This window comes from Enterobacter sp. FUJ80071 (assembly GCF_038739915.1).
Classification (GTDB): Bacteria; Pseudomonadota; Gammaproteobacteria; order Enterobacterales; family Enterobacteriaceae; genus Enterobacter; species Enterobacter kobei.
The window spans coordinates 3715226-3734936 of the sequence record NZ_JBBXKH010000001.1 but is presented as its reverse complement, the minus strand read 5'-3'; the positions used below and the strand labels follow the sequence as shown (position 1 = coordinate 3734936).

Genomic DNA, 19711 nt, shown 5'->3' with positions numbered 1-19711 from the left:
TCACGGTCACAGGATTAGCTATGCGCAACAGTGAAAACTACATTATCACCACCGGGTCGGAGCCGCTCGCGACCGACGACGAAACGACCTGGTCATTTCCCGGGGCCATTATTGGCTTCGTCTCCTGGTTGCTGGCGCTTGGCATCCCGTTTCTTATGTATGGCGGCAATACGCTGTTCTTCTTCCTCTACACCTGGCCTTTCTTCCTGGCGCTAATGCCCGTCGCGGTTGTCGTCGGCATTGCGTTGCACTCCCTGTTCAATGGCAGGCTCCTGTATAGTGCCGTGTTCACTATCGCCGCCGTAGTCATCATATTTGGGCTGCTATTTTTATGGCTGATGGGTTAACTTGCGGCATAATTAAAACCCCAGAGTAGAGTCCAGCGGAAAGTTATGGGATGATGAAGCCGTTTTTTCAGGGGGCAGGATGGGTAAACTAACGCTGCTGTTGCTGGCTTTGCTGATTTGGCTGCAATACTCGTTGTGGTTCGGTAAGAACGGACTGCACGACTACAGCCGGGTGAGCGATGACGTCGCGGCTCAGCAGGCAACAAACGCCAAACTTAAGGCGCGTAACGATCAACTCTTTGCTGAAATTGATGACCTCAATGGCGGACAGGAGGCGATTGAGGAACGCGCACGCAATGAACTCAGTATGACTAAGCCGGGCGAAACCTTTTATCGTCTGGTTCCGGATGCGTCTAAACGCAATCAGGGCTCAGCACAAAATAATCGATAATCAGGCCCAGGATTACGACATGGCAGCAACTTTTTCGGACGTCTGTGCCGTGGTGCCGGCCGCAGGTTTTGGCCGGCGCATGCAAACAGAGTGTCCCAAGCAGTACCTTTCAATTGGTGATAAAACGATCCTTGAGCACGCCGTGGCGGCGCTGCTGGCGCACCCTCGGGTGACGCGAGCGATCATTGTCATCAGCCCCGGCGATGCGCGTTTTGCGCAGCTACCGCTGGCAAACCATCCACAGATTACCGTTGTTGACGGCGGCGCCGAGCGCGCCGATTCCGTGCTGGCGGGCATTCAGGCTGCCGGAGACGCGCCGTGGGTGCTGGTGCACGACGCCGCACGTCCGTGTCTGCATCAGGAAGATCTGGCGCGCCTGCTGGCGCTGAGTGAAACCAGTAAAGTGGGGGGCATCCTGGCCGCTCCGGTGCGTGACACCATGAAGCGCGCCGAGCCTGGCAAGCAGGCTATCGCCCACACCGTTGAGCGCGTCGATCTCTGGCACGCGCTGACGCCACAATTTTTCCCCCGCGAATTACTCCACGACTGCTTAACGCGTGCGCTTAAAGAAGGGGCGACCATCACGGATGAAGCCTCCGCGCTGGAGTATTGCGGTTTTCATCCCGAACTGGTTGAAGGACGCGCTGATAATATAAAAGTGACGCGCCCGGAAGATTTACAGCTCGCGGAATTTTATCTTACCCGTTCGACCCATCAGGAGAAGGCATAATGCGAATTGGACACGGTTTTGATGTACACGCCTTTGGCGGAGAAGGCCCAATTATCATTGGCGGCGTACGTATTCCTTACGAAAAAGGTCTGCTGGCGCATTCTGATGGCGACGTGGCGTTGCATGCGCTGACCGACGCCCTGCTGGGTGCCGCTGCGCTGGGGGATATCGGCAAGCTGTTCCCGGACACCGATCCGGCGTTTAAGGGGGCAGACAGCCGCGAACTGCTGCGCGAAGCCTGGCGCCGCATTCAGGCCAAAGGCTATACGCTGGGCAACGTCGACGTGACGATCATCGCTCAGGCGCCGAAAATGCTGCCGCATATACCGCAGATGCGCGTGTTTATTGCTGAGGATCTGGGCTGTCACATGGACGACGTGAACGTCAAAGCCACCACCACCGAGAAGCTGGGCTTTACCGGTCGCGGCGAGGGCATTGCCTGTGAAGCTGTGGCGCTGCTGGTGAAGGCCGCCAAATGACGGACTTCGATAACCTGACTTATCTGCACGGTAAACCGCTGGGTTCTGGCATGCTGAAGGCCAGCCCTGAAGATTTCGTGGTGGTTGAGGATTTGGGGTTTGAGCCGGACGGTGAAGGCGAACATATCCTGGTACGAATTCTTAAAAACGGCTGCAATACCCGGTTTGTGGCCGATGCGCTGGCAAAATTCCTCAAAATTCATGCCCGCGAGGTGAGCTTCGCCGGACAGAAAGATAAACACGCCGTCACCGAACAGTGGCTGTGCGCGCGCGTTCCCGGCAATACGATGCCTGATTTAAGCCAGTTTGAGCTGGAAGGCTGTAAAGTGCTGGAATACGCCCGTCACAAGCGCAAACTGCGCCTGGGGGCGTTGAAAGGCAATGCGTTTACGCTGGTATTGCGTGAAGTGTCCGACCGTACAGACGTTGAAAAACGCCTCAACGCCATCAATGAACGCGGCGTACCGAACTACTTTGGCGCCCAGCGCTTTGGCATTGGCGGCAGTAACCTGCAGGGCGCGTTGCGCTGGGCACAAAGCGATGCGCCGGTGCGCGACAGGAATAAGCGCAGTTTTTGGTTGTCGGCGGCCCGCAGTGCGTTGTTTAATCAGATTGTGAGCGAAAGGCTGAAAAAACCGGACGCGAATCAAGTTGTTGTTGGCGATGCGCTACAATTAGCGGGACGCGGAAGCTGGTTTGTGGCAACGGCCGACGAAATGGCCGATGTGCAGTCGCGCGTGGACGCGAAATCGCTGATGATTACCGCCGCGTTACCCGGCTCCGGTGAGTGGGGGACGCAGGGCGACGCGCTGAGCGCTGAGCAGACGGCTGTCGCCGATGCGCAGGCATTACAATCTTTGCTGGTGCGGGAAAAAGTCGAAGCAGCACGCCGCGCGATGCTGCTCTACCCGCAGCAGCTAAGCTGGAACTGGTGGGATGACGTCACCGTCGAGTTACGCTTCTGGCTGCCGGCCGGTAGCTTTGCCACCAGCGTTGTCAGGGAACTTATCAACACCTCGGGTGATTATGCGAATATTGCTGAGTAACGATGACGGGATCCACGCGCCAGGCATTCAGACCCTGGCGAAGCACCTCCGTGAATTTGCGGATGTGCAGGTTGTGGCGCCCGATCGTAACCGCAGTGGAGCGTCTAACTCACTGACCCTGGAGTCGTCGCTTCGCACCTTTACCTTTGAAAATGGCGATATTGCCGTTCAGATGGGCACACCGACCGACTGCGTCTTTCTGGGCGTGAATGCCCTGATGCGACCGCGTCCGGATATTGTTGTCTCCGGTATTAATGCCGGGCCGAACCTCGGCGACGACGTGATTTACTCCGGTACCGTGGCGGCCGCAATGGAAGGTCGTCATCTGGGGTTCCCGGCGCTGGCGGTTTCGTTAAACGGCCACACGCACTACGACACCGCCGCTGCGGTGACCTGCTCGATCCTGCGGGCGCTCGGCCGCGAGCCGCTGCGTACCGGGCGTATTCTGAACATCAACGTGCCGGATCTCCCGCTGGATGAAATTAAAGGCATTCGCGTCACACGGTGCGGCAGCCGTCATCCGGCCGATCAGGTGATCCCGCAGCAGGATCCTCGCGGCAACACGCTTTACTGGATCGGCCCTCCTGGCGATAAGTGCGATGCGGGTCCGGATACCGACTTTGCCGCCGTGGATGAAGGCTATGTTTCCGTTACGCCACTGCACGTAGATTTAACGGCGTATAGTGCGCAAGATGTGGTGTCGGGCTGGCTGGATCGCGCAGGAGTGAACGCGCAATGGTAAGCAAACGTGTACAAACTCTTCTGGAACAACTTCGCGCACAGGGGATCCGCGACGAGCATGTGCTTGAAGCGCTTGCCCAGGTTCCGCGTGAGAAATTTGTAGACGAGGCGTTTGAACACAAAGCGTGGGAAAACGTGGCGCTGCCTATTGGGCAAGGCCAGACGATTTCGCAGCCTTACATGGTGGCGCGCATGACGGAGCTGCTTGAGCTCACGCCCAATTCGCGCGTGCTGGAGATTGGCACCGGCTCGGGTTATCAGACCGCGATCCTGGCGCATCTGGTGCACCATGTCTGCTCCGTTGAGCGGATTAAAGGTTTACAGTGGCAGGCGCGTCGTCGCCTGAAACAACTCGATTTACATAATGTTTCGACACGACACGGTGATGGATGGCAGGGTTGGCAGGCTCGCGCCCCGTTCGACGCCATCATCGTGACGGCAGCCCCGCCTGAAATTCCTGCAGCCCTGTTGTCGCAGCTGGATGAGGGGGGCATTCTTGTTCTGCCAGTCGGCGATGAGCAGCAGCTCCTGAAGCGCGTTCGTCGACGTGGCGGCGAGTTTATTATCGACACCGTGGAAGCCGTGCGCTTTGTGCCTCTGGTAAAGGGGGAGTTGGCCTGAGACTCGGATTTATCCAGGGTTATTAAGGCAAATTCAGCGTATGGTGTGGCGCGAAAGATTCGTGCCATCACGGTAAATTTTAAGTCACTGGTAGTTAACACATTCCTGGGGGATAAATGAGCGCGGGAAGCCCTAAATTCACCATCAGCCGTGTTGCGGCATTATCACTGGTTTCGCTCTGGCTGGCTGGCTGTACAAGTTCTAACAATGCGCCTGCGCCCGTCAGTTCCGTCGGCGGAAACAGCGGCTCGGGTAACACGTCCAGCGGAATGTTGATCACGCCTCCGCCTAAAATGGGAACTGCTACGGCGCAACAAAATCCGTCAATCCAGCCAGTTCAGCGCCCGATGACGCAGCCAACACAGATTCAGCCAGTTGAACAGCCTGTTCAGACCCAAAATGGCCGCATAGTGTATAACCGTCAGTATGGGAACATTCCGAAAGGCAGCTATACCGGCGGCAGCACCTATACCGTGAAACGCGGCGATACGCTGTTCTATATTGCCTGGATCACCGGGAACGATTTCCGTGACCTCGCACAGCGTAACAACGTCCAGGCCCCGTATGGTCTGGAGGTTGGGCAAACGCTCCAGGTGGGCAACGCAACGGGTACGCCACTGACGCCTGGCAACACGGTTTCAGCGGCCGATGTGACCGCACAAAATAACAGCGTTAAGCCTGCACAAAAATCCACCACGGTGGTTGCTTCACAACCTGTAATTACGTATTCTGAGGATTCAGGTGATCAGACTGCTAACAAAATGTTGCCGAATAATAAAGGGACTGCGACTACTGTCACAGCACCGGTTACGGCACCTGTGGTTAGCTCTACTGAACCGACTGCAAGCAGTCAGAATGCCAGTTCGTCAATCACGACCTGGCGCTGGCCAACTGACGGCAAGATTATCGAAAACTTCGCCACTTCTGAGGGTGGGAACAAAGGGATCGATATCGCAGGCAGTAAAGGACAGGCTATCATCGCGACCGCAGACGGACGCGTTGTGTATGCCGGTAATGCTCTGCGCGGTTACGGTAATCTTATCATCATCAAACACAATGATGATTACCTGAGTGCCTACGCCCATAACGACACAATGCTGGTCCGGGAACAACAAGAAGTTAAGGCGGGGCAAAAAATCGCTACCATGGGTAGCACCGGAACCAGTTCTACACGCTTGCATTTTGAAATTCGTTACAAGGGGAAATCCGTAAACCCGCTGCAGTATTTGCCGCAGCGATAATTTGACGGGGCATGCCAGCTAGGGTGTCTCGTTCAGGGATCACGGGTAGGAGCCACCTTATGAGTCAGAATACGCTGAAAGTTCATGATTTAAATGAAGATGCGGAATTTGATGAGAACGGAGTAGAGGCTTTTGACGAAAAAGCCTTAGTAGAAGAGGAACCCAGTGATAACGATTTGGCTGAAGAAGAGCTGTTATCGCAGGGCGCCACACAGCGTGTACTGGACGCGACTCAGCTTTACCTTGGGGAGATTGGTTACTCCCCACTGCTAACGGCCGAAGAAGAAGTCTATTTCGCACGTCGTGCTTTGCGTGGTGATGTTGCCTCGCGTCGTCGCATGATCGAAAGTAACCTGCGACTGGTCGTGAAAATTGCCCGCCGTTACGGCAATCGTGGTCTGGCTCTGCTGGATCTGATTGAAGAGGGCAACTTAGGTCTCATCCGCGCAGTTGAGAAGTTTGACCCGGAACGCGGGTTCCGTTTCTCAACCTACGCGACCTGGTGGATTCGTCAGACCATCGAACGGGCTATTATGAACCAGACCCGTACGATCCGCCTGCCGATCCACATCGTCAAAGAGTTGAACGTGTATCTGCGTACCGCGCGCGAGTTGTCCCATAAACTGGACCACGAGCCAAGCGCAGAAGAAATTGCCGAACAACTCGATAAACCGGTTGATGACGTAAGCCGTATGCTGCGTCTCAACGAGCGCATTACCTCCGTTGACACCCCGCTGGGTGGCGACTCCGAAAAAGCGCTGCTGGACATCCTGGCCGATGAAAAAGACAACGGTCCGGAAGACACCACGCAGGACGATGACATGAAACAGAGCATCGTCAAATGGCTGTTCGAACTGAACGCCAAACAGCGTGAAGTGCTGGCACGTCGTTTCGGTTTACTGGGGTATGAAGCTGCGACACTGGAAGATGTTGGCCGCGAAATTGGTCTGACTCGTGAACGTGTTCGTCAGATTCAGGTTGAAGGTCTGCGCCGCCTGCGTGAAATCCTGCAGGGGCAAGGTCTGAATATCGAAGCGCTGTTCCGCGAATAAGCAACCTTTCGTCAAAAAAGGCCCGTCGTGAGACGGGCCTTTTTCTTTTGTGCTATGGCAGCGCCGTTTCGTGCAGCAGACGCCATGTGATCCTGTCATCTTCCTGATTCAGCACTGCGGTTGACCAGCGCACGTTGATGGGGTGATCCGGGCGGGTTTGCGTCTCCCGATAGTGAAGCACCGCGCCATCATCCCAGCTCTGTCGCGTCGATAATTCGTCAATGACGATCTTAAGCCCAGGACGACTTCCTCGCTGGTTATCCAGAAAACGAACAAGCCCGTTGTAGTCTATATGGACCCCACCGGGTGGGATCATCAGAAAATCAGACCGAAAACGGGCGAGCAGGGCGTCGGAATCGCCTTCGCCTTTGCCTAGCCAGTTTTCAAGTGCAATGTGGAGCTCGATAATCTCGTGTTCGAAAGGCGTCATGAATTCTCCTGTCGCAGCTGGGTGAGCACCTGCGTATTGTTAAGACGAAAAACGTACAGTACAGGCAGTAAGGTCATGCCTGCGGCAAAAATAAACATCCCGTGCCACGCGGCGAGCGGGGGTAGCCAGGCCTGCGTAAGGTTGAGGACCTGCGCCAGCAGCAGGGTTCCCACAAAAAAACTCAACTGACGATTAAGATTCCACAGCGCACTGGCATCCGGCATATCTTCCCGGCGCGTTGTCAGAAAAGCGCTGCTCTGAGCCGTGCTGCTGCAAAGACTTCCCCCTGCACCCATCAACACAAACGCAAGGGTGGGTAACAGCGCTGTGCTGGCCGGACCGACGCTCAGTAAAAGCAGAACGCCCAGCGCCTGGAGCAGACAGCCTGTGACGACAAGGGGACGAGGACCAATACGGTTAAAATAGCGTCCCGTTGCCGTGATAGCGACAAACGATGCCACAGACCACGGCAACATCAGCATTCCCGTTGCGCCGGGTGTCATATTGGCCTCGCTCTGAAGGTAATACATACCCGTGACGTTCACACCAATAAATATGCCTGGTACACAGACATAGACCAGCATGGAAAAACGCAAAAGCGGGTCCGCAAGTAAAGGCAGGTTTAGCAGCCGGCTTGCTTTCATCGCGGGCTGTTCGTGTTTAAGCCACAAACAGCCCAGAACAAAGGTCACGATGGCAACCGGGAGCGTGGCGAAAAATATCCATCGCCAGCTTAGCGTTTGCACCAGCACGCCTCCCATAGCAGGGGAGCAGGCGGGGGCAAGCAGTGCGACCAGCATAACCGCTGAGGAGAGTCTGGCTCGCTCGTGAGGCTTAAACTGTTGCCAGGTCAACGCCTGTCCAACGGGAATCAATAAGCCTCCTCCCACCCCCTGCAACACTCGCCAGGCAATCAGGCTTTCCAGCGTGGCAGACAAGCCTGCCGCAGCAGAGGCAGCGCTGAACAGAAAAAGCGAGAGCAGGATGACGCGCTTCGGTCCAATTCGGCGCGTGAGCACGCTGCTAAACGGGATCACCAACGTCAGACCAGCAATGTACCCGTTACTGACCCAGGCAAGTGCTGAAGGCGTGGCGTGAAAGGCGTGAGCCATTGCCGGAAAAGCGACGCTGGCAATAAACATGTTAATCAAATCAAGAAAAAAGCCCAGCAGATAGACAACGGCGACTTTGCTGCGATAGGTCATGGTGGTTCCTCCCGTGAGGAGGCGTATCGTATCGACGCGCCAGGCACGGATAAACCAGACAAAGCGCGATATACTGTCAAAAATATTTTGACGGTAAAAGGCGTGATGATGATTAACTTACAGCGGACGCAGATGTTTGTTGCGGTGGCAGACACCGGCAGTTTCACTGCGGCAGCTGAGGCGATGGGGCTGACAAAAGCCGTGGTCAGCTTCAATATTCGTCAGCTCGAAGCCGAACTGGGCGTTACCCTGTTGCTGCGATCCACCCGCCGCCTGACGTTAACCGACGCGGGTACTCTTTTTCATCAACGCAGCGTCGCGCTTCTGAAGGATGCAGAACAGTTGCAGGATGATGTCCGCGCGAATCATGCCGGGCTCACCGGGGAGTTGCGGATCACGACCACGCCTGAGTATGGCTCACAGGTCGTGGTGCCGATGCTGGCAAGGTTCAGCCAGCAGCACCCGGATCTTCGCGTGCGTCATGTTTCGTCGTCACTGCATGCCGACCTTATCTCAGAGCGCTTTGATGTGGCTATCCGACTGGGAACGCTTACCGATTCACGCTATCACGCTGCATTGATCGCACACTTTTCGATCCTGCCCGTTGCGACACCCGAGTGGCTCGGTACTCATCCGATCGCATCGCTGGCGCAGCTTGCCCATGCGGACTGGATTATCCACGAGCGCTTAACCTCGCCGCTGCGCTGGCAGGTGAAAAATGCCGGTGGTTTGCCCGACACGCTGGAGATAAAAAAAGCGCCGCGCCTGTTTGCCGACAGTGCGCAGGCTCTTATGGCCTTTGCACTTGCCGGAGGTGGAGTGGCATTACTGCCGGAATGGCTGGTGCGCGATGCGCTGGATACGGGAAAACTGCTGCCGGTTTTACCGGAATATACCTTCGCGCGGCAGGGCATTTACGCGGTTTATCCGGATGCCCGGCACGTGCCGGCGAAAGTACGCACCTTTATTGATTTTATGCGCGCCAGCGTGAATTAATCGTGCATCATTTTCTTGATAAGCGCGGAGAACTGCTCCCGTTCGGCCTGACTCAGGCGCCCTAAAAATGCCTCATCTACTTCATTGCTTACAGGCTTGCAGCCTTCAAGCAGGGCTTCGCCTTCTGGTGTCAGGAAGACAAACCGGCGGCGCTTATCGGCGGGGTCATGCTCGCGTTTGACCAACCCGCGCGCCTCCATGCGGCTCAGCATTTCCGCCAGGGTCGCTTTCGTACTGACTGCCACTTCGGTCAATGCCACCTGTTCAATGCCCGGATGCTCGGCAACAGAGCGCATAACCGCATACTGCGGCTTGGTCAGCTCCGGTAAGGCATGTTGCCACTGCGCGGTATGCTGTTGAAAAAGCTGACGTAACAGGTGGAACGCCTCTTGTCTTAGTTCCATGAACACTCCGACGGAAAAAATCTCCCCCTATGATAGCCGCTAAAGCCCGGGATGATAACGCGGCATTTTTTAGCAATTAGTGTGATCGTATGCGAACGATCTTGTCAGAAAAACGATCCGGGAGTAGTTTACCTATAATGTTCGTACACGAACAAATTAATTGAGGTGATGAATGAGATTGATCGTGGGAATGACGGGGGCGACGGGGGCTCCGCTGGGCGTGGCGCTGCTGCAGGCGCTGCGGGAGATGCCTGAGGTGGAAACGCATCTGGTGATGTCGAAGTGGGCTAAAACCACCATCGAGCTGGAAACGCCTTACACCGCGCAGGACGTTGCTGCGCTGGCTGACGTTGTCCACAGCCCGGCTGACCAGGCCGCCACTATCTCCTCCGGGTCGTTTCGTACCGACGGCATGATCGTTATTCCCTGCAGCATGAAAACGCTGGCGGGGATCCGCGCAGGCTACGCCGAAGGGCTGGTGGGCCGTGCGGCGGATGTGGTGTTGAAAGAGGGGCGCAAGCTGGTGCTGGTTCCCCGCGAAACGCCGCTCAGCACCATCCATCTGGAGAACATGCTGGCGCTGTCCCGAATGGGCGTGGCGATGGTGCCGCCCATGCCTGCGTATTACAACCATCCGCAGACCGCCGATGACATCACCCAGCATATCGTGACCCGCGTGCTCGACCAGTTTGGTCTGGAGCATAAAAAGGCACGCCGCTGGAATGGGCTGCGGGAGGCGAAAGATTTTTCACAGGAGAATAAAAATGGCATTTGATGATTTGAGAAGCTTTCTGCAGGCACTCGATGAGCAAGGGCAACTGCTGAAAATTGAGGAAGAGGTGAATGCGGAGCCGGATCTGGCGGCGGCAGCCAACGCCACCGGTCGCATTGGCGACGGTGCGCCCGCGCTGTGGTTTGACAATATTCGCGGGTTTACCGATGCCCGCGTGGTGATGAACACCATCGGCTCCTGGCAGAACCACGCCATTTCGATGGGGCTGCCTGCGAATACCCCGGTAAAAAAACAGATCGACGAGTTTATCCGCCGCTGGGATAAATTCCCCATCGCACCGGAGCGCCGCGCCAATCCGGCCTGGGCTGAGAATACGGTGGACGGTGAAGACATCAACCTGTTCGACATCCTGCCGCTGTTTCGCCTGAATGACGGAGACGGTGGTTTTTATCTCGACAAAGCGTGCGTTGTTTCGCGCGATCCGCTTGACCCGGATAACTTCGGCAAGCAGAACGTCGGCATTTATCGCATGGAGGTGAAAGGTAAGCGCAAGCTCGGCCTACAGCCGGTGCCGATGCACGATATCGCCCTGCATCTGCATAAAGCGGAAGAGCGTGGGGAAGATCTGCCGATTGCAATTACTCTCGGCAACGATCCGATCATCACCCTGATGGGCGCGACGCCGCTGAAATACGATCAGTCAGAATATGAGATGGCGGGTGCCCTGCGCGAAAGTCCATACCCGATTGCCACCGCACCGTTGACCGGCTTCGATGTACCGTGGGGCTCTGAAGTGATCCTGGAAGGGGTGATTGAAGGTCGTAAACGTGAAATCGAAGGGCCGTTTGGAGAGTTTACAGGGCACTATTCCGGTGGCCGTAATATGACGGTGGTACGTATTGATAAAGTTTCTTATCGCACGAAACCGATTTTCGAATCCCTGTACCTCGGTATGCCGTGGACCGAAATTGACTATCTGATGGGCCCAGCCACCTGCGTGCCGTTATACCAGCAGCTGAAAGCCGAATTCCCGGAAGTGCAGGCGGTGAACGCGATGTACACCCACGGTTTGCTGGCGATTATCTCCACCAAAAAGCGTTACGGCGGTTTTGCCCGCGCGGTCGGTTTGCGTGCCATGACTACGCCGCATGGCCTGGGCTACGTGAAGATGGTGATTATGGTGGATGAAGATGTTGACCCGTTCAACCTCCCGCAGGTGATGTGGGCGCTGTCATCGAAGGTCAACCCGGCAGGCGATCTGGTTCAACTGCCGAACATGTCGGTGCTTGAACTCGACCCTGGCTCCAGCCCGGCAGGCATTACCGACAAACTGATTATTGATGCGACGACGCCTGTCGCCCCGGACACCCGAGGCCACTATAGCCAGCCGGTACAGGATCTGTCTGAGACCAAAGCCTGGGCTGAAAAACTGACCGCGATGCTGGCAGCACGTCAATAAGGAGGAAAAGATGATTTGTCCACGTTGTGCCGATGAACATATTGAAGTGATGGCGACATCACCCGTGAAGGGGGTCTGGACGGTTTATCAGTGCCAGCATTGTCTCTATACCTGGCGCGATACCGAGCCGCTGCGCCGCACCAGCCGTGAACATTATCCGGAAGCGTTTCGTATGACGCAGAAGGATATTGACGAGGCACCGCAGGTGCCGACGATCCCGCCGCTGCTGTAAAAAAAGCCGGGTGGCGGCTTCGCCTTACCCGGCCTACAAAACCCGTAGGCCCGGTAAGCGCAGCGCCACCGGGCAATAAAGATCGCAGAGAACTAAACCAGACTCTTCAACCGATAAATCCACTCCAGCGCCTGACGCGGCGTCAGTGAATCCGGGTCGAGATTCTCAAGTGCTTCCACCGCAGGCGACGTCTCTTCCGCAGGCACCAGCAACGACATCTGCGTGCCATCAATCTGCGTCGCCGCCGCATTCGGTGACAGGCTTTCCAGCTCACGCAGTTTCTGACGCGCGCGCTTAATTACCTCTTTCGGTACGCCAGCCAGCGCCGCGACGGCCAGGCCATAGCTCTTGCTCGCCGCACCGTCCTGCACCGTGTGCATGAAGGCGATGGTATCGCCGTGTTCCAGCGCATCAAGGTGGACGTTAGCCACCCCTTCCATCTTCTCCGGTAGCTGCGTCAGCTCGAAGTAATGGGTGGCGAACAGCGTCATGGCTTTGATTTTGTTCGCGAGGCTTTCAGCGCAGGCCCATGCCAGCGACAGGCCATCGTAGGTTGATGTTCCGCGTCCGACTTCGTCCATCAGCACCAGACTGTGTTCCGTCGCGTTGTGCAGAATGTTAGCCGTTTCGGTCATCTCCACCATAAAGGTTGAGCGACCGCTCGCCAGATCGTCTGCCGCCCCGACGCGGGTAAAGATACGGTCGATAGGGCCAATCTCAACGTGTTGCGCCGGGACGTAGCTGCCGATATAGGCGAGCAGCGCAATCAAAGCGGTCTGGCGCATATAGGTACTTTTACCGCCCATGTTTGGCCCGGTAATGATCAGCATTCTTCGCTGCGGCGAGAGGTTCAGCGGGTTGGCGATGAACGGCTCATTCAGTACCTGCTCGACCACCGGGTGACGGCCTTCAGTGATGCGGATACCGGGCTTGTCGGTAAAGGTCGGACAGGTATAGTTCAGCGTTTCCGCGCGTTCAGCCAGGTTCACCAGCACATCCAGCTCCGCCAGCGCGCTGGCGCTAAGCTGCAGATCGGCCAGGTGTGGCATCAGCATGTCAAACAGCTCTTCATACAGCTGTTTTTCCAGCGCCAGTGCTTTACCTTTCGAGGTGAGCACTTTGTCTTCGTACTCTTTCAGCTCGGGAATAATGTAGCGCTCGGCGTTTTTCAACGTCTGACGACGGACGTAGTGAATTGGTGCCAGATGGCTCTGCCCGCGGCTGATCTGAATATAGTAACCGTGTACCGCGTTATACCCCACTTTCAGGGTGTCGAGCCCAAGACGCTCGCGCTCGCGGATTTCCAGTTTATCAAGATAATCCGTTGCACCGTCTGCCAGCGCCCGCCATTCGTCCAGCTCCTCGTTGTAGCCAGGGGCAATGACGCCGCCGTCACGCACCAGAACCGGAGGCGCATCGATAATGGCGCGTTCCAGCAGTTCGCGAAGCTCGGTAAACTCGCCCATCGTTTCACGGAGTTTCTGAACCGGAGCGCTGTCAACGTCGCTCAACTGAGCACGCAGTTCCGGTAACTGCTGGAAAGCATGACGCATACGTGCGAGATCGCGTGGGCGCGCGGTGCGCAATGCCAGACGGGCAAGGATACGCTCGAGATCGCCCACCTGGCGCAGAACGGGCTGCAGCTCGGTGTAACGATCCTGCAATGCGGCAATCGTCTGTTGACGGCAGACAAGCGTATTCGTATCGCGAATGGGCATATGCAGCCAGCGTTTCAGCATACGGCTCCCCATCGGCGTCACCGTGCTGTCGAGGACCGACGCGAGGGTATTTTCTATGCCACCCGCCAGGTTCTGCGTGATCTCCAGGTTGCGGCGCGTGGCGGCATCCATGATGATGCTGTCCTGCTGGCGCTCCATGGTGATAGAACGGATATGCGGCAGGGCGGTGCGTTGGGTGTCTTTCACGTATTGCAGCAGGCAACCTGCTGCACACAGCCCGCGCGGCGCATTTTCAACGCCAAAACCGATCAAGTCGCGGGTGCCAAACTGCAGATTCAACTGCTGGCGCGCGGTATCTATTTCGAATTCCCACAGCGGGCGACGGCGTAAACCTCGGCGACCTTCAATCAGCGCCATCTCGGCGAAATCTTCGGCATAGAGCAGCTCGGCCGGGTTGGTGCGCTGCAATTCTGCAGCCATCGTTTCACGGTCAGCGGGTTCACTCAGACGAAAACGCCCGGAGCTGATGTCCAGTGTGGCATAACCAAACCCTTTGCTGTCCTGCCACAGCGCCGCCAGCAGGTTATCCTGGCGCTCCTGAAGCAGGGCTTCATCACTGATGGTACCTGGCGTGACGATGCGCACGACTTTGCGTTCAACCGGCCCCTTCGACGTCGCCGGATCGCCAATCTGTTCGCAAATGGCGACGGATTCTCCCTGATTGACCAGTTTGGCCAGGTAGTTCTCTACCGCATGGTGCGGGATGCCTGCCATCGGGATGGGCTCACCTGCCGATGCGCCACGTTTGGTCAGCGAAATGTCGAGCAACTGCGATGCACGTTTGGCATCGTCATAAAACAGCTCGTAAAAATCGCCCATACGGTAAAACAGCAGGATTTCCGGATGCTGTGCTTTCAGCTTCAGATACTGCTGCATCATCGGCGTATGTGCGTCGAAATTGTCTATTGTGCTCATGGAGTTATGATGTCCATTTCTTTGAAAAGAAACCGTTTTGAGCGGCTCAGTGGCCGTTAGTTCCTGCTATTGTCGCATGAAAAAAAGCGATGTCGCAGAAAAATGTCGCGGCTTTACGAGGTGCCTTCCGGCATCAACTCGATGACAATTTTGCCATGTTCCACGCCCACCCTGACCTGGGCGTTGGTAGTAAAGCCCGCCTTTTCAAGCCAGTCCCCTTTTAAGCTCAACGCCGCATGTACGCTGTAACGCTTAGGTATCTTAGTTTTTCGATCCTCGTGACGTTTTCTGAAATATCCCACTTTTAAATGGCGGTAGGGTTTGCCAGTCGCGATCTCTTGCATAGAACCTCCAGACAATACGGACAACGGTCACTCCTGATGCCTGTATAAAATACCCGTGATTTTCAGGAGGTGTAGCATTAATGCTGGAATCAGGCTTCAGAAAACGGAATGCAACAACTGAAATTCAGGGTTTAAAAGAGTATTATCGATGCATCTTATTAATCGGTAAGTCGCTATGTCCGGTAAACGCATATCACGAGAAAAAGAGACTATCGCGAAAATGATCGCGTTGTTTGAAAAGCAGTGTCCGCAGGCGTCTCGGGAAGAGGGGCATTATCAGGCGCTGAACGCGTATGCCGATAAGCGCCTGGATAAGTGTGTTTTTGGTGAAGAAAAGCCTGCCTGTAAACAGTGTCCGGTACACTGCTACCAGCCCGCAAAGCGGGAAGAAATGAAGCAGATTATGCGCTGGGCGGGGCCACGCATGTTATGGCGTCATCCTATCCTGACCGTTCGTCATCTGATTGACGATCGTCGTCCGGTGCCGGAATTACCGGAAAAGTATCGCCCGAAAAAGTGAGCCGTTCAGCTTCGCAGCGGGCGGCAAATTACCTGCAGGGCCAGGGCGCTGCATAACGGGAAGAGGGCCAGCAGCAGCCAGGGGTATATTGCCTGAGCCGAAGGCACCAGCGCGCGATCCAGCAGACTGCCAAACAACAAATTTCCCGCCAGTACCGCAATCCCTCCGGCGGTGGCGAGAGCACCATAATGCGCCCCCAACGTTGATTCCTCGGCGAACCGCGGAATGAGATCTTTTGCCGAGGGGACCAGCAGCATTTGTCCCAGCGTCAGTAACGTGACAAATAAGACCGACGGCAGCAACCGCAACCAGCCCTCCGGCGGTTCAGTCGCTGCAAACATCGCTACGCTCGCAAAGGCCGTAGAAAGCAGCAAAAAGCCCACCGGCAGGATCCTCACCGCGCCCACGCGGCGGGCAAAGCGTGCCAGCGGCAGCTGTAAGGTAATGATCAGCACGGAGGCGAGCATAAAAAGCGGACCGAGATCTTTCTCGTTACCACCAGATCGCTGGATCTCCACCGGCAGCGCCAGATAAAGCTGGTTGTAGCTTAACAGCCATGAGCTATAGGCAATGATGAAGGCGACGAAGCGAGGCTGGCGGAAGGTTGTCCACCAGGGCTGTATTTTCAGCGTTTGTGAACGGCGGCCAGAAGCAGGAAGGCAGAAGTAGAGCACCACTAACGCAATAATAAAGACTCCTGCACCCGCCAGCGCCACCTGGCGGAAGCCAAGCCCCGTTAACAGGGCGCCAGCAACCGGGCCCAGTACCGCGCCGAGTTCCCCGCAGACTGCAAACAGTGCAAACCACTCCGCCCGGCTTCGTGTCCCTTTCGCCTCACTGTGCGTGCCCGCTTTGGCCAGCAATGCCTCAATCGAAGGGGAAAATAATGCGCCGCCGATGCCCGTCAGACATGCGCCCACAATAATCGGCGAGAGCGATTCCCCGAAGGCCAGCAGCAGATAACCTGAAACACGAACAATACAGCCGCTGAGGATAACCACTTTCGCGCCAAACCGGTCCGAGAGGGCACCACCAACGATAAACATCCCCTGCTGGGAGAAGGTGCGCAGGCCCAGAATCAGCCCGATCAGTCCGCCGGAGAGCAGCATGTCGTCGCGCAGGAATATCGCCAGGAAAGGAACGACGGCGTAAAAGCCAATGTTGAAAACAAACTGGCTACCCAGTAAGACGGGCGGCCAGAGCATGGCGGCTGGGCGAAGGAGCATTGTGATTTACGCGCCCCTAAACGATAAAGTGGATGTGCTTTTTGCCATGGAACGGCGAGATCTCAATTTTGGTTTTGACCCGGAAAACATCCCACAGCAACGACTCGGATAAGATGTCCTGAGGTGTCCCCGTCGCCACAATTTGCCCCTTCTGCATCACAATCAGCGAGTCGCAGAACATCGAGGCGTGGTTGAGATCGTGGATAGCGACAATGCTGGTGACCGGTAATTCGCTGATCAACTGCATCAGCTGCATCTGATGATGAATGTCCAGGTGGTTGGTCGGTTCGTCCAGCAGGATTTCCGTTGGGGTCTGGGCCAGCGCGCGGGCAATGTGCACCCGCTGGCGCTCTCCGCCGGAGAGGCTCAGCCAGCCCTGGTCGCTTTTATCCAGCATATCCACGCGTTGCAGTGCCGCCGTGACGGTCTCGTCATCGTGCGTGCTCCAGTTGGAAAAAGCGGAGTGGTGCGGAATTCGTCCAAGTTTCACCACGTCGCGCACGCGCATGTTGGCGTCGGTCATCCCGTGTTGCTCAACGAACGCTACCCGGCGGGCAAGCTGCTTTTTGGGGATGCTGGAGATGTCCTGCCCGTCCAGCGTCACGCGGCCCGCATCCGGGCGACGCAGTCCCGCGAGGATACGCAAAAGAGACGATTTTCCGCAGCCGTTTGGGCCCAGCAGGCCGACGGTTTCCCCCCGGGAGACCTTCAGCGAGACGTCATTGACGATCGCCTTTTTGCCGACCTTCCAGGTAATATTTTCAGCGCAGATACTCATCACTTATTCCTTGAACGGTAAATAATCACGGCAAAGAAGGGAACGCCCACCAGTGCGGTCACTACGCCGACGGGCAGGCTTTGCGGCGCAATCAGCATGCGTGAGGCAATGTCTGCCAGCACCATCAGGATCGCCCCGGCCAGCGCGCTGGCAATGAGCAGCGTGCGATGCAAAGGTCCGAACAGGAAACGCATGACGTGCGGAACCACCAGCCCCACAAAGCCGATGGAGCCTGCCATACTGACGATGGTCGCGGTAATCAGTGCGGTCGTGATAAATAACGCCAGGCGTACCCAGGGAACGGCAATCCCCAGCGATGCGGCAGCGTCGTCACCGAACGTAAAGGCATCCAGCGCCCGGGAATAGAAGAGGCAAACGGCTAACCCCAGCAGGACCACCACCAGTACCAGCTGGAATTCCGGCCAGCGTACGCCGCTGAAGCTGCCCAGCAGCCAGAACATGACATCTCGCGCCTGCTGTGCGCTGGCTGACGTGCTGATGGTGTAGGCGGTAATGGCATTGAACAACTGCGAAGCCGCAACGCCTGCCAGAATAGTGCGTTCATTGCCGCCGCGCGCGCCGTTCGTCAGAAAAGCGACAAATGCAAAGGCGGCGAAGGCACCCGCGAAGGCCCCCGCAGACAGCGAAACGGCTCCCGTTCCCACACCCAGCACCACGACGGAAACCGCCCCGGTTGAGGCCCCCGCAGACACGCCGAGAACATAGGGTTCCGCCAGCGCGTTCTTCAACAGACTTTGCAGGACGGCGCCGCAGATGGCTAGCCCGGCGCCACAGCAGGCAGCGACAAGCGCACGGCTCAGACGAAAGTCCCAGATAACGCTCTCATAGATGCGGTTGAGCGGAACCTCGGTGAGCCCCATTTTATTGCTGATAGCATAAAACACGTTATCCAGCGGGATGGACAGTTCACCGACGCTGACGCCAAGGGCGATGACCAGAAACAACAGTACAATGGCAAGCAGAGCAGACGTGGTCAGGAACAGGCCCTGGCGGGCCTGAAGTACAGCGGCTGTCATCAGTTCAGCCCCAGTTTTCTGAGCTGTTCACCCACCTGTTCAGCACCGTAAATTGTACGAATCGTTGGGTTCATCGCCTGGCCGTCCATCACCACGATATGGCCTTTTTTGACGGCATCAAGCTGGCTGACGGCAGGATCGTTTTTCAGGAATTTGATTTTTTCTTCCGCGTTATCCAACGCCCAGCGGTTACGGTCCAGACTGGAGACCACAATCACATCCGGATTAGCGGCAATAATGCTTTCCCAGCCCACGGTTGGCCATTCGGTTTCAGATGTAATGGCGTTGTGCCCGCCCAGCACGTTGGCAATAAATCCGGAGGCGCTGTTTTTACCGCCGACGTAAGCATCAGCCGAAGGAGAGGAGCTTGAGAACCAGAAAACAAAGGAGAGGTCCTTTTTGTTTTTACCAAACTCCTGGCGCAGGTCAGCCTCACGTTTTTTGAAATCGGCAATGACGGCCTGGCCGCGATCTTCCACGTTAAAGATTTTGGCAAAATCCTCAATCTCCTTATAGAGATAGGTCATGTCCCACAGCTTCTGGCGGCTGCCGTACATATCTCCTGTGGCTTTTTTGGTCGCGCACATGCCCGGTGAGACGTAGCTATTCACACCGACGGTCGCCAAATCTTCACGTTTTGCGACCTTACTCTCAGGCCCAAGTAACAGAGGAAGCTGGGCAGGTACAAAATCAGGATTTTGCGCAAGGATAGATTCAAGCGTAGGGATTTCTACCGTCAGGGTTTTGATTTTTGCGTTCTGTTCAGCCAGCTGCGGCAGCACTTTGGTCGGCCAGAAGGCGCTGGCCTTCACCTTATCCTGCAGGCCGAGCAGGAGCAAAATTTCGACGGTATTCTGACCCAGGGCCACGACGCGTTCCGGCGCTTTGGTGAAGGTCTCTTTATAACCACAGTTTTCAATGGTCAGAGGATATGTGGTTGCCAGAGCAGAACTGACCGACGCAATCGCCAGGCCCAACGCGCAGATGACCTTTTTCATTAAACGCTACCCTTCATTAAAATTATTTTTTGATGCAAATGAAACTC

Annotated in this window: 23 protein-coding genes; 14 read left to right on the top strand and 9 right to left on the bottom strand. The window is 56.3% G+C overall.

Annotation, left to right across the window (positions count from 1 at the left end; genetic code table 11):
- Positions 1-20: 20 nt before the first annotated feature.
- From AAER43_RS18155 to rpoS, 9 genes are all read left to right on the top strand, one after another.
- Positions 21-347 (top strand): DUF3561 family protein, encoded by a 327-nt coding sequence (locus AAER43_RS18155; protein WP_014885031.1) that lies wholly within the window; start codon positions 21-23, stop codon positions 345-347.
- Between the two features lie 79 nt (positions 348-426).
- Positions 427-738: a cell division protein FtsB gene (gene ftsB, locus AAER43_RS18150; protein ID WP_008499609.1), complete on the top strand. Its 312-nt coding sequence runs from the start codon at positions 427-429 to the stop codon at positions 736-738.
- A 19-nt stretch (positions 739-757) separates the two neighbouring features.
- Positions 758-1468, top strand: coding sequence for a 2-C-methyl-D-erythritol 4-phosphate cytidylyltransferase (ispD, locus tag AAER43_RS18145; RefSeq protein WP_023331187.1), 711 nt, complete (start codon positions 758-760; stop codon positions 1466-1468).
- A complete protein-coding gene (gene ispF, locus AAER43_RS18140; protein WP_006811766.1) occupies positions 1468-1947 on the top strand; it encodes a 2-C-methyl-D-erythritol 2,4-cyclodiphosphate synthase in 480 nt (159 codons plus the stop codon). Before ispD ends, ispF begins: the two co-directional genes overlap by 1 nt.
- Positions 1944-2993, top strand: a complete 1050-nt coding sequence (gene truD / locus AAER43_RS18135; RefSeq protein ID WP_050862122.1) for a tRNA pseudouridine(13) synthase TruD — start codon at positions 1944-1946, stop codon at positions 2991-2993. The genes ispF and truD overlap by 4 nt, the downstream gene beginning before the upstream one ends.
- Positions 2974-3735 carry a 5'/3'-nucleotidase SurE gene (gene surE / locus AAER43_RS18130; protein ID WP_014885028.1) on the top strand — a complete coding sequence of 254 codons (762 nt, stop codon included), beginning with the start codon at positions 2974-2976 and terminating at the stop codon, positions 3733-3735. The genes truD and surE overlap by 20 nt, the downstream gene beginning before the upstream one ends.
- A complete protein-coding gene (locus AAER43_RS18125; protein WP_014885027.1) occupies positions 3729-4355 on the top strand; it encodes a protein-L-isoaspartate(D-aspartate) O-methyltransferase in 627 nt (208 codons plus the stop codon). Before surE ends, AAER43_RS18125 begins: the two co-directional genes overlap by 7 nt.
- Before the next feature lie 116 nt (positions 4356-4471).
- Positions 4472-5596, top strand: a complete 1125-nt coding sequence (nlpD, locus tag AAER43_RS18120) for a murein hydrolase activator NlpD (RefSeq protein WP_023338754.1) — start codon at positions 4472-4474, stop codon at positions 5594-5596.
- A 59-nt stretch (positions 5597-5655) separates the two neighbouring features.
- Positions 5656-6648, top strand: coding sequence for an RNA polymerase sigma factor RpoS (gene rpoS, locus AAER43_RS18115; RefSeq protein ID WP_008499600.1), 993 nt, complete (start codon positions 5656-5658; stop codon positions 6646-6648).
- A 52-nt stretch (positions 6649-6700) separates the two neighbouring features.
- Here rpoS and AAER43_RS18110 read toward each other — a convergent pair whose 3' ends face one another.
- Complete coding sequence (locus AAER43_RS18110) at positions 6701-7078, bottom strand: DUF4440 domain-containing protein (RefSeq protein ID WP_050862120.1); 378 nt, start codon at positions 7076-7078, stop codon at positions 6701-6703.
- Positions 7075-8283: an MFS transporter gene (locus AAER43_RS18105; RefSeq protein WP_050862118.1), complete on the bottom strand. Its 1209-nt coding sequence runs from the start codon at positions 8281-8283 to the stop codon at positions 7075-7077. The genes AAER43_RS18110 and AAER43_RS18105 overlap by 4 nt, the downstream gene beginning before the upstream one ends.
- Before the next feature lie 108 nt (positions 8284-8391).
- Here AAER43_RS18105 and AAER43_RS18100 point away from each other — a divergent pair, with 108 nt between their 5' ends.
- On the top strand, positions 8392-9279 hold the full coding sequence (locus tag AAER43_RS18100; protein ID WP_050862117.1) for a LysR family transcriptional regulator: 888 nt from the start codon (positions 8392-8394) through the stop codon (positions 9277-9279).
- Here the strand turns inward: AAER43_RS18100 and AAER43_RS18095 are convergent.
- Positions 9276-9683, bottom strand: a complete 408-nt coding sequence (locus AAER43_RS18095; protein WP_023331181.1) for a MarR family transcriptional regulator — start codon at positions 9681-9683, stop codon at positions 9276-9278. The genes AAER43_RS18100 and AAER43_RS18095 overlap by 4 nt on opposite strands.
- A 172-nt stretch (positions 9684-9855) precedes the next feature.
- Here AAER43_RS18095 and AAER43_RS18090 point away from each other — a divergent pair, with 172 nt between their 5' ends.
- Genes AAER43_RS18090 through AAER43_RS18080 form a run of 3 tightly spaced genes read left to right on the top strand, consistent with a single transcriptional unit; the run spans position 9856 to position 12107 of the window.
- Positions 9856-10458, top strand: coding sequence for a non-oxidative hydroxyarylic acid decarboxylases subunit B (locus AAER43_RS18090; RefSeq protein WP_014885021.1), 603 nt, complete (start codon positions 9856-9858; stop codon positions 10456-10458).
- Positions 10448-11875 carry a non-oxidative hydroxyarylic acid decarboxylases subunit C gene (locus AAER43_RS18085; RefSeq protein WP_050862115.1) on the top strand — a complete coding sequence of 476 codons (1428 nt, stop codon included), beginning with the start codon at positions 10448-10450 and terminating at the stop codon, positions 11873-11875. The genes AAER43_RS18090 and AAER43_RS18085 overlap by 11 nt, the downstream gene beginning before the upstream one ends.
- A 10-nt stretch (positions 11876-11885) precedes the next feature.
- Positions 11886-12107: a non-oxidative hydroxyarylic acid decarboxylases subunit D gene (locus tag AAER43_RS18080; RefSeq protein WP_003862116.1), complete on the top strand. Its 222-nt coding sequence runs from the start codon at positions 11886-11888 to the stop codon at positions 12105-12107.
- A gap of 92 nt (positions 12108-12199) precedes the next feature.
- Here AAER43_RS18080 and mutS read toward each other — a convergent pair whose 3' ends face one another.
- Entirely contained in the window at positions 12200-14761 is a 2562-nt protein-coding gene (mutS, locus tag AAER43_RS18075; RefSeq protein WP_050862113.1) for a DNA mismatch repair protein MutS, read from the bottom strand.
- A 113-nt stretch (positions 14762-14874) separates the two neighbouring features.
- Positions 14875-15105, bottom strand: coding sequence for a SymE family type I addiction module toxin (locus tag AAER43_RS18070; RefSeq protein ID WP_014885018.1), 231 nt, complete (start codon positions 15103-15105; stop codon positions 14875-14877).
- Between the two features lie 175 nt (positions 15106-15280).
- Between AAER43_RS18070 and AAER43_RS18065 the strand changes: the two genes are divergently transcribed.
- Positions 15281-15625 (top strand): nitrous oxide-stimulated promoter family protein, encoded by a 345-nt coding sequence (locus AAER43_RS18065; protein ID WP_050862110.1) that lies wholly within the window; start codon positions 15281-15283, stop codon positions 15623-15625.
- A gap of 5 nt (positions 15626-15630) precedes the next feature.
- Here AAER43_RS18065 and AAER43_RS18060 read toward each other — a convergent pair whose 3' ends face one another.
- The 4 genes from AAER43_RS18060 to AAER43_RS18045 are packed head-to-tail and all read right to left on the bottom strand — an operon-like array spanning position 15631 to position 19664.
- Positions 15631-16851 (bottom strand): MFS transporter, encoded by a 1221-nt coding sequence (locus AAER43_RS18060; RefSeq protein ID WP_072093666.1) that lies wholly within the window; start codon positions 16849-16851, stop codon positions 15631-15633.
- Positions 16852-16867: 16 nt separating this feature from the next.
- A complete protein-coding gene (locus AAER43_RS18055) occupies positions 16868-17629 on the bottom strand; it encodes an ABC transporter ATP-binding protein (protein ID WP_057057625.1) in 762 nt (253 codons plus the stop codon).
- On the bottom strand, positions 17629-18666 hold the full coding sequence (locus AAER43_RS18050) for an iron chelate uptake ABC transporter family permease subunit (protein WP_045282199.1): 1038 nt from the start codon (positions 18664-18666) through the stop codon (positions 17629-17631). The genes AAER43_RS18055 and AAER43_RS18050 overlap by 1 nt, the downstream gene beginning before the upstream one ends.
- Positions 18666-19664, bottom strand: a complete 999-nt coding sequence (locus AAER43_RS18045; RefSeq protein WP_023331175.1) for an ABC transporter substrate-binding protein — start codon at positions 19662-19664, stop codon at positions 18666-18668. The genes AAER43_RS18050 and AAER43_RS18045 overlap by 1 nt, the downstream gene beginning before the upstream one ends.
- Between the last annotated feature and the right edge of the window lie 47 nt (positions 19665-19711).

Coding starts and splice junctions, on each gene's coding strand:
- AAER43_RS18155 (WP_014885031.1), top strand. CDS start 21: ATGCGCAACAGTGAAAACTACATTATCACCACCGGGTCGGAGCCGCTC.
- ftsB (WP_008499609.1), top strand. CDS start 427: ATGGGTAAACTAACGCTGCTGTTGCTGGCTTTGCTGATTTGGCTGCAA.
- ispD (WP_023331187.1), top strand. CDS start 758: ATGGCAGCAACTTTTTCGGACGTCTGTGCCGTGGTGCCGGCCGCAGGT.
- ispF (WP_006811766.1), top strand. CDS start 1,468: ATGCGAATTGGACACGGTTTTGATGTACACGCCTTTGGCGGAGAAGGC.
- truD (WP_050862122.1), top strand. CDS start 1,944: ATGACGGACTTCGATAACCTGACTTATCTGCACGGTAAACCGCTGGGT.
- surE (WP_014885028.1), top strand. CDS start 2,974: ATGCGAATATTGCTGAGTAACGATGACGGGATCCACGCGCCAGGCATT.
- AAER43_RS18125 (WP_014885027.1), top strand. CDS start 3,729: ATGGTAAGCAAACGTGTACAAACTCTTCTGGAACAACTTCGCGCACAG.
- nlpD (WP_023338754.1), top strand. CDS start 4,472: ATGAGCGCGGGAAGCCCTAAATTCACCATCAGCCGTGTTGCGGCATTA.
- rpoS (WP_008499600.1), top strand. CDS start 5,656: ATGAGTCAGAATACGCTGAAAGTTCATGATTTAAATGAAGATGCGGAA.
- AAER43_RS18110 (WP_050862120.1), bottom strand. CDS start 7,078: ATGACGCCTTTCGAACACGAGATTATCGAGCTCCACATTGCACTTGAA.
- AAER43_RS18105 (WP_050862118.1), bottom strand. CDS start 8,283: ATGACCTATCGCAGCAAAGTCGCCGTTGTCTATCTGCTGGGCTTTTTT.
- AAER43_RS18100 (WP_050862117.1), top strand. CDS start 8,392: ATGATTAACTTACAGCGGACGCAGATGTTTGTTGCGGTGGCAGACACC.
- AAER43_RS18095 (WP_023331181.1), bottom strand. CDS start 9,683: ATGGAACTAAGACAAGAGGCGTTCCACCTGTTACGTCAGCTTTTTCAA.
- AAER43_RS18090 (WP_014885021.1), top strand. CDS start 9,856: ATGAGATTGATCGTGGGAATGACGGGGGCGACGGGGGCTCCGCTGGGC.
- AAER43_RS18085 (WP_050862115.1), top strand. CDS start 10,448: ATGGCATTTGATGATTTGAGAAGCTTTCTGCAGGCACTCGATGAGCAA.
- AAER43_RS18080 (WP_003862116.1), top strand. CDS start 11,886: ATGATTTGTCCACGTTGTGCCGATGAACATATTGAAGTGATGGCGACA.
- mutS (WP_050862113.1), bottom strand. CDS start 14,761: ATGAGCACAATAGACAATTTCGACGCACATACGCCGATGATGCAGCAG.
- AAER43_RS18070 (WP_014885018.1), bottom strand. CDS start 15,105: ATGCAAGAGATCGCGACTGGCAAACCCTACCGCCATTTAAAAGTGGGA.
- AAER43_RS18065 (WP_050862110.1), top strand. CDS start 15,281: ATGTCCGGTAAACGCATATCACGAGAAAAAGAGACTATCGCGAAAATG.
- AAER43_RS18060 (WP_072093666.1), bottom strand. CDS start 16,851: ATGCTCCTTCGCCCAGCCGCCATGCTCTGGCCGCCCGTCTTACTGGGT.
- AAER43_RS18055 (WP_057057625.1), bottom strand. CDS start 17,629: ATGAGTATCTGCGCTGAAAATATTACCTGGAAGGTCGGCAAAAAGGCG.
- AAER43_RS18050 (WP_045282199.1), bottom strand. CDS start 18,666: ATGACAGCCGCTGTACTTCAGGCCCGCCAGGGCCTGTTCCTGACCACG.
- AAER43_RS18045 (WP_023331175.1), bottom strand. CDS start 19,664: ATGAAAAAGGTCATCTGCGCGTTGGGCCTGGCGATTGCGTCGGTCAGT.